The organism is Micromonospora sp. LOL_013, assembly GCF_048060315.1.
Lineage (GTDB): Bacteria > Actinomycetota > Actinomycetes > Mycobacteriales > Micromonosporaceae > Micromonospora_E.
On record NZ_JBHMIQ010000044.1, the window covers coordinates 46,217 to 55,132 of the forward strand.

General features: G+C 70.2%; 12 protein-coding genes and 1 pseudogene. 11 read left to right on the plus strand and 2 right to left on the minus strand.

Translation table 11 applies throughout. From position 1 onward, the window contains the following. The first annotated feature begins 87 nt into the window (after nt 1-87). The 9 genes from pgsA (at nt 88) to ACFHWS_RS24370 (ending at nt 6,527) form a co-directional block, all read left to right on the plus strand. Entirely contained in the window at nt 88-735 is a 648-nt protein-coding gene (pgsA, locus tag ACFHWS_RS24330) for a phosphatidylinositol phosphate synthase (protein ID WP_416557128.1), read from the plus strand. Between the two features lie 44 nt (nt 736-779). Further along, nucleotides 780-1,664: a phosphatidylinositol mannoside acyltransferase gene (locus ACFHWS_RS24335; RefSeq protein ID WP_416569178.1), complete on the plus strand. Its 885-nt coding sequence runs from the start codon at nt 780-782 to the stop codon at nt 1,662-1,664. A gap of 12 nt (nt 1,665-1,676) precedes the next feature. Continuing rightward, nucleotides 1,677-2,837, plus strand: a complete 1,161-nt coding sequence (locus tag ACFHWS_RS24340) for a glycosyltransferase family 4 protein (protein WP_416557129.1) — start codon at nt 1,677-1,679, stop codon at nt 2,835-2,837. A 34-nt stretch (nt 2,838-2,871) separates the two neighbouring features. Beyond that, a complete protein-coding gene (locus tag ACFHWS_RS24345) occupies nt 2,872-3,378 on the plus strand; it encodes a hypothetical protein (RefSeq protein ID WP_416557130.1) in 507 nt (168 codons plus the stop codon). 137 nt (nt 3,379-3,515) lie between these two features. Next, nucleotides 3,516-4,451, plus strand: coding sequence for a pyridoxal 5'-phosphate synthase lyase subunit PdxS (pdxS, locus tag ACFHWS_RS24350; RefSeq protein ID WP_416557131.1), 936 nt, complete (start codon nt 3,516-3,518; stop codon nt 4,449-4,451). Between the two features lie 32 nt (nt 4,452-4,483). After that, nucleotides 4,484-5,080 carry a pyridoxal 5'-phosphate synthase glutaminase subunit PdxT gene (gene pdxT / locus ACFHWS_RS24355; protein ID WP_416569179.1) on the plus strand — a complete coding sequence of 199 codons (597 nt, stop codon included), beginning with the start codon at nt 4,484-4,486 and terminating at the stop codon, nt 5,078-5,080. A 30-nt stretch (nt 5,081-5,110) separates the two neighbouring features. Beyond that, nucleotides 5,111-5,860, plus strand: coding sequence for a YebC/PmpR family DNA-binding transcriptional regulator (locus ACFHWS_RS24360; RefSeq protein ID WP_416569173.1), 750 nt, complete (start codon nt 5,111-5,113; stop codon nt 5,858-5,860). 62 nt (nt 5,861-5,922) lie between these two features. Then, nucleotides 5,923-6,135, plus strand: coding sequence for a type II toxin-antitoxin system VapB family antitoxin (locus ACFHWS_RS24365; RefSeq protein WP_278168596.1), 213 nt, complete (start codon nt 5,923-5,925; stop codon nt 6,133-6,135). Beyond that, nucleotides 6,132-6,527, plus strand: coding sequence for a PIN domain-containing protein (locus ACFHWS_RS24370; RefSeq protein WP_416569174.1), 396 nt, complete (start codon nt 6,132-6,134; stop codon nt 6,525-6,527). The genes ACFHWS_RS24365 and ACFHWS_RS24370 overlap by 4 nt, the downstream gene beginning before the upstream one ends. A gap of 490 nt (nt 6,528-7,017) precedes the next feature. Here ACFHWS_RS24370 and ACFHWS_RS24375 read toward each other — a convergent pair. After that, nucleotides 7,018-7,110 (minus strand): annotated as a pseudogene (locus ACFHWS_RS24375) (DUF397 domain-containing protein); the annotation flags it as partial. Then, complete coding sequence (locus tag ACFHWS_RS24380) at nt 7,097-7,792, minus strand: DUF5753 domain-containing protein (RefSeq protein ID WP_416569175.1); 696 nt, start codon at nt 7,790-7,792, stop codon at nt 7,097-7,099. The gene ACFHWS_RS24380 and the pseudogene ACFHWS_RS24375, both read right to left, overlap by 14 nt. A 368-nt stretch (nt 7,793-8,160) precedes the next feature. On the opposite strand from ACFHWS_RS24380, the gene ACFHWS_RS24385 reads away from it, so the two are divergent. Both ACFHWS_RS24385 and ACFHWS_RS24390 read left to right on the plus strand, forming a co-directional pair. Then, nucleotides 8,161-8,445, plus strand: coding sequence for a hypothetical protein (locus tag ACFHWS_RS24385; RefSeq protein ID WP_416569176.1), 285 nt, complete (start codon nt 8,161-8,163; stop codon nt 8,443-8,445). Continuing rightward, nucleotides 8,438-8,710, plus strand: coding sequence for a hypothetical protein (locus ACFHWS_RS24390; protein WP_416569177.1), 273 nt, complete (start codon nt 8,438-8,440; stop codon nt 8,708-8,710). Before ACFHWS_RS24385 ends, ACFHWS_RS24390 begins: the two co-directional genes overlap by 8 nt. Nucleotides 8,711-8,916: the final 206 nt, after the last annotated feature.

Consider the following 8,916-nt stretch of genomic DNA (forward strand, 5'->3'; position numbering starts at 1 on the left):
AAGTCCGGCGCGCGAGGTGACCGCCACCGGTTCACGTTCGTGGCCACCGTGCCGACCCTTTCCGTCGACCGTTATCGTGGGACCGCCATGGCGAAGATCTTCAGAGTGTCCGTCCGCGCGGGCATCACCCGGGTGATCGAGCCGGTAGCCCGCGGACTGCTCGGCGCAGGGATCTCGCCGAACGCGGTCACGGTCGCCGGCACCATAGGTGTGCTCGTCGGGGCGATCGGCTTCGGCGCCCGCGGCCACCTGATCACCGGCTTGGTGATCGTCACGCTGTCCGCCCTGACCGACGTGCTGGACGGCACGATGGCCCGGCTGCGCGGCGGATCGAGCACCTTCGGCGCGTTTCTCGACTCGAGCATGGACCGGATCGCCGACGGGGCGATCTTCGGCTCGGTAGCGTACTGGTTCGCGGTCAGCGGCAACCGGGCGGGTGCGGTCGCGGCGCTGATCTGCCTGGTCGCCGGCGGCATCGTGTCCTACGTGAAGGCGCGCGCCGAAGGGCTCGGGATGACCTGCAACGTCGGCGTCGCCGAACGGGCCGAGCGACTGATCCTGGTCGGCGTCGGTGGCCTGCTCAGCGGCCTCGGTGTCAGCTGGGGGCTGCCGGCCGCGCTCTGGTTGCTCGCCGCGCTGTCGCTGGTGACGATCTGGCAGCGGATCGCCCACGTGCACCAGCAAACCGCCGCTGCGGCGGGTCCCCGGCAGGCGGCGCAGGGCGTGGACGCGTGACCCCGGTCGAGCTGGGCTACGCGGCGGCCTGGCGGCTGATCCGGATGCTGCCCCGGCCGGCCGCCGCCGCCCTGTTTCGCGTCGGCGCCGACCGGGCTCATCGGCGCGGCGCGGCGTCGGTCCGCCGGCTCGCCGCCAACCTGCGCCGGGTGGTCGGCCCGGATCTGTCAGCGGCCGAGTTCGATCGGCTCACCCGGGACGCGGTGCGTTCGTACGCCCGGTACTGGATGGAGATGTTCCGGCTGCCGTCGCTGAGCCGGCAGCAGCGGCTCGCCGGTTTCCACCTGGCCGGTGCGCAGATGCTCGCCGCCAACGTGGCCGCCGGGCGCGGCTCGGTGGTGGCGTTGCCGCACGCCGGCAACTGGGACGCGGCGGGCGCCTGGGTGGCGGCCAACGGCTGGCCGCTGACCACGGTCGCCGAACGGCTGCGACCCGAAGGCGTCTACAACCGGTTCGTCGCCGTCCGGCAACGACTCGGGATGGAGATCGTCCCGGCCTCTGGCGGTCCCCGGCCACCGTTCGACGTCCTGATTGACCGGCTCGCCGCCGGCCACGTCGTGCCGCTGCTGGCCGACCGTGACCTGTCCGCCCGGGGTGTCGAGGTCACCTTCTTCGGTGGCCGGACCCGGATGCCGGCCGGTCCGGCGCTGCTCGCGCTGCGTACCGGTGCCCCGCTCTACGTCACCACCATGTGGTTCGAACCGGACCGCGCACACGGCGCGTTGGACGGGCCGGTGCCGCTGCCCGACCCGTCGGCCGGCCCGCTGGACGTGCGGGTCCGCCTGCTGACCCAGCAGATCGCCGACCGGCTGGCGGTTGGCATCGCCCGCCACCCGCAGGACTGGCACATGATGCAGCGGCTGTGGCTGGACGAGCGGCCCGACCCCGACCCCGACCGGTCGGGCAGCTCGGCCACCGGGCCGGGTTGAGCGGGGGCCACCGTGCGGATCGGCATCGTGTGCCCGTACTCCTTCGACGTCCCCGGAGGGGTGCAGAACCACGTCGTCGACCTCGCTGAGGCGCTGATCGATCTCGGCCACGAGGTGAGCGTGCTGGCCCCAGCGGACGAGGACGCCGCGCTGCCGCCGTACGTGGTGGCCGCCGGCCGCTCGGTGCCGGTGCCGTACAACGGCTCGGTGGCCCGGGTGAGTTTCGGCCCGGTGGTCACCGCCCGGGTCCGGCGCTGGCTCAACCGCGGCCAGTTCGATGTGCTGCACGTGCACGAGCCGTTCGCGCTCAGCGTCAGCCTGCTCGCGGTGCTCTGCGCCCGGGGCCCGGTGGTGGCTACCTTTCACACCGCGATGACCAGGTCTCGGGCGTTGGCCGCCGCGCAGGGCATGCTGCAGCTGGTGCTGGAGAAGATCACCGCCCGGATCGCGGTGTCGGCGCTGGCCCGCAGGGTGCAGGTCGAACACCTCGACGGCGGCGCGGTGGAGATCCCCAACGGGGTGGCGGTGGCGAAGTACGCCGGTGCCGAGCCGCTGCCCGGCTGGCCGGGTGACTGCGGCCCGGGCACCGGCGGCACGCTCGGCTTCCTCGGCCGGTTCACCGAGCCGCGCAAGGGCTTCGGCCTGCTCCGTGAGGCGTTCGTCGCGCTGGCCCCGGACCGCCCCGGGCTGCGGCTGCTGGTCGCCGGACCGGGCCGGCCCGACGACCTGTACGCCGCCGTCCCGGCCGGGTTGCGCGACCGGGTGACCTTCCTCGGGCTGGTATCGGAGCCGGACAAGGCCCGGATGCTGCGCAGCGTGCACCTCTACGTCGCGCCCAACATCGGCGGTGAGTCGTTCGGCATGATCCTCACCGAGGCGATGGCCGCCGGCGCGGCGGTGGTGGCCAGCGACCTGGACGCGTTCCGCCGGGTACTCGACGACGGCCGGGCCGGGGAACTGTTCCCCACCGGTGACCCGGTGGCGCTACGCGGCGCCGTCGCCCGGCTGCTGGACGACGCGCCGCGCCGGGAAGCGCTTGCCGGCCACGCCCGGCAGGTGGTGGCGACCTTCGACTGGCCCGCGGTGGCCCGCCAGGTGCTGGAGGTGTACGCCGCCGCGATCGAAGCCACCGACGGGCGGGTGCTCTACCAGGAGTGGGCGGAGCCACCATGATCGGGTCCACGGGGCCTACGCCGGCGGCACTACGATGCCGGGAATGCGGTGGGTGGTCGGTGTGAGCGTCGCGGTCGTCCTGTTTTCGGCGTACCTCACCTGGACCGCGGCCCGGGTGGACCGGCTGCACGTCCGGGTGGCGGCGGCCGCCCGGGCGCTCGACGCGCACCTGCTGCGCCGGGCGGCGGCCGCCGCGGTGCTCGCCGAGGAGCAGTACGCGGTGGAGCTGTACGCGGCGGCCCGGATCGCGTTGGACGCCGCGTCGCCGGAGGAGCGTGAGGCCGCCGAGAACGACCTCACCCGGCAGTTGCGGGCGACGGCGCTGACCAGCCCGGATCCGGCGACCGAGGCGGTGGTGGTGGCCAGCCGCAGGCTGGTGCTGGCCCGTCAACTGCACACCGACCTGGTCCGCGACGCGTTGCTGGCCCGCCGGCGGCCGCTGGTGCGGCTGCTGCGCTTCGGCCGCCGGCACGACGAACCCCGCTACTTCGACATCGACGATCCGACGCTGGCACGGGTGGTGGATCCGACCCGCCAGTGACTTGGGCCGACCCGCCTGTGACCTGGGCCACAGGGCAGGCCACCGGGTTGTCGATTGGCTGTCGGTGGACCCTGCCGGCGGGCGTAGCATCCCAAGACGTACCCCTGTCGCGTACTTCGCCGAGGAGCCGAACCGCCGTGTCCGAGACCCCCGCTGCTCAGGCCGCCACCCCGGGTGCCGTCGCGCCAACCTCCGTCACCGGTACCGCCCGGGTCAAGCGCGGCATGGCCGAGATGCTCAAGGGCGGCGTGATCATGGACGTGGTCACGCCCGAGCAGGCCAAGATCGCCGAGGACGCCGGCGCGGTCGCGGTGATGGCCCTGGAACGGGTGCCCGCCGACATTCGCGCCCAGGGTGGCGTGTCCCGGATGAGCGACCCAGACATGATCGACGGCATCATCGAGGCGGTCTCCATCCCGGTGATGGCCAAGGCCCGGATCGGGCACTTCGTCGAGGCCCAGGTGCTGCAGGCGCTCGGTGTGGACTACGTCGACGAGTCCGAGGTCCTCACCCCGGCCGACTTCGCCAATCACATCGACAAGTGGGCGTTCACCGTGCCGTTCGTCTGCGGGGCCACCAACCTCGGTGAGGCGCTGCGCCGGATCACCGAGGGCGCCGCGATGATCCGCTCCAAGGGTGAGGCCGGCACCGGCGACGTCTCCAACGCCACCACCCACATGCGGCGCATCGGCGCCGAGATCCGTCGGCTGACCTCCCTGTCGCCCGACGAGCTCTACGTCGCGGCGAAGGAGCTGCAGGCCCCGTACGACCTGGTCCGGGAGGTCGCCGAGACCGGGAAGCTGCCGGTGGTGCTGTTCACCGCCGGCGGCATCGCCACCCCGGCGGACGCGGCGATGATGATGCAGCTCGGCGCCGAGGGGGTCTTCGTCGGCTCCGGCATCTTCAAGGCCGGCAACCCGGCCCAGCGGGCGGCGGCGATCGTCAAGGCCACCACCTTCCACGACGACCCGGACGTGCTCGCCAAGGTCTCCCGTGGGCTCGGCGAGGCGATGGTCGGCATCAACGTCGACGACATCCCGGTGCCGCACCGCCTCGCCGAGCGCGGCTGGTGACCGGCGCGGCCCAGCCGGCTCCCGACGCGCGGGTGCGGGTCGGCGTGCTGGCGCTGCAGGGCGACGTCCGCGAGCACCTGCGGGCGCTGACCGAATGCGGTGCCACCTCCCGGCCGGTCCGTCGCCCCGAGGAGCTGGAGCAGGTCGACGCGCTCGTGGTGCCCGGCGGCGAGTCGACCACGATCAGCAAACTGGCGGTCGAGTTCGACCTGCTGGAGCCGATCCGCAAGCGGATCGCCGCCGGGATGCCGGTGTACGGGTCCTGCGCCGGCATGATCATGCTGGCCGACGAGATCCTCGACGGCCGGGCTGACCAGCGGTCCTTCGCTGGCATCTCGATGGCGGTCCGGCGCAACGCGTTCGGCCGGCAGGTGGATTCCTTCGAGGCTCCGGTGGCCATCGACGGTGTCGACGGCCCGCCGTTCCACGCGGTTTTCATCCGCGCGCCCTGGGTCGAACGGGTCGGCGACGACGTCGAGGTGCTGGGCCGGGTAGCCGCTGGTGCGGCCACAGGTAGGATTGTCGCGGTTCGGCAGGGCAATCTGCTCGCCACGGCCTTCCACCCAGAGCTGACCGGCGACCGTCGGGTGCACCGACTGTTCGTGGAGATGGCCGTCGCGGCAGGCTGACCCCGCAGGTGGGAAGCGACGGAGGTGCACATGTCCGGCCACTCCAAGTGGGCGACGACCAAGCACAAGAAGGCGGTCATCGACGCCAAACGCGGCAAGATGTTCGCCAAACTGATCAAGAACGTCGAGGTCGCCGCCCGGACCGGCGGGGGTGACCCGGCCGGCAACCCCACCCTGTACGACGCCATCCAGAAGGCGAAGAAGAGCTCCGTACCCAACGACAACATCGACCGCGCGGTCAAGCGCGGCTCCGGCCTGGAGGCCGGCGGCGCCGACTGGCAGACGATCATGTACGAGGGGTACGGGCCGAACGGTGTCGCCCTGCTCGTCGAGTGCCTGACCGACAACCGCAACCGGGCGGCGACCGAGGTGCGTACCGCGTTGACCCGCAACGGCGGGTCGCTGGCCGACGCCGGCTCGGTCTCCTACCTGTTCTCCCGCAAGGGCGTGGTGATCGTCCCCAAGGGCGAGCACTCCGAGGAGGACGTCATGCTCGCGGTTCTCGACGCCGGTGCCGAGGAGGTCAACGACCTCGGCGAGGCCTTCGAGGTGGTCAGCGAGCCGGGCGACCTGGTCGCCGTACGCACCGCGCTGGTCGACGCCGGTATCGACTACGAGTCTGCCGAGTCCTCCCTGGTGCCGAGCATGAACGTGCCGCTGGACGAGGACGGCGCCCGGCGGATCTTCAAGCTGATCGACGTCCTGGAGGACTGCGACGACGTGCAGAACGTCTACGCGAACTTCGACGTCTCCGACGAGATCATGGCCGCCGTCGGCTGACCTTCTCGTCGCCTGGGATATACGCTCAGCCGCCATATATTATTAGCCGGGAGGTGTATCTCATGGCCAAGACTCTGCTAGATCTTGATGAGGACCTGCTGGCGGAAGCCACCGCAGCGCTGGGCACAGGCACGAAGCGGGAGACGGTGACAGAGGCGCTCCGGCAGGCGGTGGAGTCCAGCCGCGAGCGTCGGCGGCGGGCACTAACTGACCTTCAGGAGATTGCTGACTCCGGGGGTTTTCACTTCGATCAGCTTGACGAACTCGACCAGTGAAGTATCTGGTCGATACGAGTGCCCTGGTTCGGATGCTGCGCCGCCAGGTCGACCCGCACTGGAACGACCTGGCTGCGCGTAGCCTGATCGCGGTCTGCGATCCGGTGCTCGTGGAAGTGCTTACCATCGCGGATGCGAAGGCGTACGAACAGGCCGAACGCGGGCTACGCGACTTCTACCCCTGGGTCCCGATCCCGGACGACGCCTGGCAGATCGTACGGGCCGTGCGGACTGAACTCGCCAGCCACAGCGCCCATCAAGGGGTGTCGGTGGCCGATCATCTTGTGATCGCCACCGCGATTCGTCTGAAGTTGACGGTGCTTCACCACGATGCGGACTTCGAGACTGTGGCCCGCTTCGTGCCGCAGTTGGCTCAGGAACGGGTCGCCTGACCGCTGTGGCAACGCTAGTTGTGATCAGGGTCCCTTCGGGTCTCCGACGAGACCAAGAGGGGGCTGACCTGCGACACCTTCCCGGCACAGGGTGTCCCGGAGTGATTGCCGCCGTTGAGACGTGTGGAGATGCCATCCTCGCCGATCAGCGTTGGCACGTATCCGCAGGTAGCACCCGGTGGGAACGGTGACCTGTGGCTCCAGGGATACACAAGCCAGCTCGTGTGCAGCAATTCATGCAACCCGCAGAATGGGGGATGCATATAAGAACTTGTTGGTGCCGAGGGGGATGTTGTGTCGGTTTACCCTTGATTTTTGAGTCGTCGACGGCTCCAATAGATGGCGACTGTGCGACGGGAGTCGCGGTGCATCGCGCTCGCCTGAAAGCGAACGGCGCTCGGATGTGACCCGAGCGCCGTTCAGACTCCCGTTGGTCGGTCAAGGTCCGTTTCATTGATCGAATACAGGGAGTCATGTAGTGACTTAAGTGGACGCGGCCGGGAAGATTGTCGGCGACCTCGACGCATTCGCCGGTGCCGGTGCTGCGGGTGCTCGTCCGCCAGCGCGGCTCACTTGTGCTCATGAAGCATCCTCAGGATCACGTCTCGGGTCTGGACCACGGGTAGGGCCAGCGCGTCAATCTCCTCCCAGGCTAGTTCCAGGTGCCTGAGGTCGCCACGCGCGGCCGCCACGTGGCCGCTCAGCTGATCGTCCATGTAGGCCGACCGGCGGCCGTCCGGCATGCTGGCGATGACGAACGCCCCGGACAGCCCGACGTGTATTCCCTCCGACTCGGCGGGGATCATCCGGATCCGCACGTGTGGTCGGTGACCTACCTCCACGAGGTGACCGAGCTGCTCCTTCAGGACGTCACGCGGCCCACGCCGCAGGGTCACCTCGCCGATGATCGCGGAGAGCGCGACCGGGTCGTCCCGGTCGATCGTGGCCGCCTGGCGCTCGCGCCGCTTGGCGACCAGCCCGTCGACCTTCCCGGCGTTCGCCGGCACGGCGGAGAAGACCTCGCGCATGTACGACTCGCACTGCAACAGCCCCGGCACCAACATCGGCCCCCACGAGCGCAGTAGGGCCGCACGCCGCTCCAGGTCGAACCATGACCGTAGCCACGGCTGCCGGTCCTCCCGTTCCTCCTTGGCCGCTCGTTGGATCTCATCGCCGGTGCCGAAGAACTCGTCCATGCGCCCCGCTGTGCCCTCCTGCGGCACCAGCTTTCCCGACTCGAAGGACTGCACCAGGGACTTCGACACGCCGTCGCCGCCGCGAGCCGGTCCTGAGCCATCTTGCGGCTGGTCCGCAGCTCGCGCAGACGAGCTGGAAGGGAAGGTAGATCATTCACGATTATCACCCCGAATGGTCGGTCGACAGGTGTGCCATCGTCGCGCAGTGGCCGAAACCATCTTCCGCTTACTGCCGGGAACAGTCCAGGGTGGAAATCGACGGAAGTGCAACCCGGTTGACTCCACCCGAGGGGGTACGGATTATCAGGAACGACGGATTCGGTGGTGAACCACGCCTCGCGCGATATCGATCTTTCCAACACGACCCGAACGACACGTCGAGCGCGGAGCGCGCGGATGCTTGCCCGCCTGCTCCGCCCAGGTCTGCAGAGTCCTCGGTGGCCGCCCGGTCCCCGGAGCTGTCCCGGGCGGTCCACGACGCGAACTCGACCGCCCGCACCCACATCCCGAACCGGACCACCGGAGAATGCCACCGGTGCGGCGGCGTACCCGGACCCTGCCGGCCGTTCCTGCGGGCGATCGCCATCCTGGACCGCTGGGACCCCAGTAGTGCCCGGCGGATCCGCGCCGTACTGCATCTTTCCGGGTTGATGCCCGCCGGCTACCCGCACGACGGCCGTGACGAGTCCGCCGAGTCGTACGGAGCGTCGGAGGATGCCTGACGACGAAGCTCTGGTGTGCCCGGGGGATCTCGTGGCGCTGCGGCAGTGTGACCACGTCGCGGCCGACCGGCCGGTGCGACTCCGGGTGATCGAGGTCTGGCCGACGCCGGCGCTCTGCTCGTGGGTGATGATCACCGGCCACGAGATCAACGGCGACGACCCTGACCGCGACGGCATGGCGGTCACGGTCCGGCCGTACCGGGACGCGCTCACCCGGCCGGGCACGGCCATCCGGAGCGACCGGCCATCGGTCGACCCACAGTAGGCCTCGGGTCAGGCTAGGGGGACCTGGTGGTGCTGCCAGGGAGGGCCGCCAGCAGGTCCCCCGTCCATCCCTCGGCGCCCCGGCCAGGCCGCGAGGGTCGCCGCTCACCTCGCAAGGACGTGACGCCCAGGTTTGACAACCACCTCTAGGGCGTGTATCAAAGTCGGTCACAGCCACTCGTTGATCGCCGCGACCTGCACGGTCGC

Coding starts and splice junctions, on each gene's coding strand:
- pgsA (WP_416557128.1), top strand. CDS start 88: ATGGCGAAGATCTTCAGAGTGTCCGTCCGCGCGGGCATCACCCGGGTG.
- ACFHWS_RS24335 (WP_416569178.1), top strand. CDS start 780: ATGCTGCCCCGGCCGGCCGCCGCCGCCCTGTTTCGCGTCGGCGCCGAC.
- ACFHWS_RS24345 (WP_416557130.1), top strand. CDS start 2,872: ATGCCGGGAATGCGGTGGGTGGTCGGTGTGAGCGTCGCGGTCGTCCTG.
- ACFHWS_RS24360 (WP_416569173.1), top strand. CDS start 5,111: ATGTCCGGCCACTCCAAGTGGGCGACGACCAAGCACAAGAAGGCGGTC.
- ACFHWS_RS24365 (WP_278168596.1), top strand. CDS start 5,923: ATGGCCAAGACTCTGCTAGATCTTGATGAGGACCTGCTGGCGGAAGCC.
- ACFHWS_RS24390 (WP_416569177.1), top strand. CDS start 8,438: ATGCCTGACGACGAAGCTCTGGTGTGCCCGGGGGATCTCGTGGCGCTG.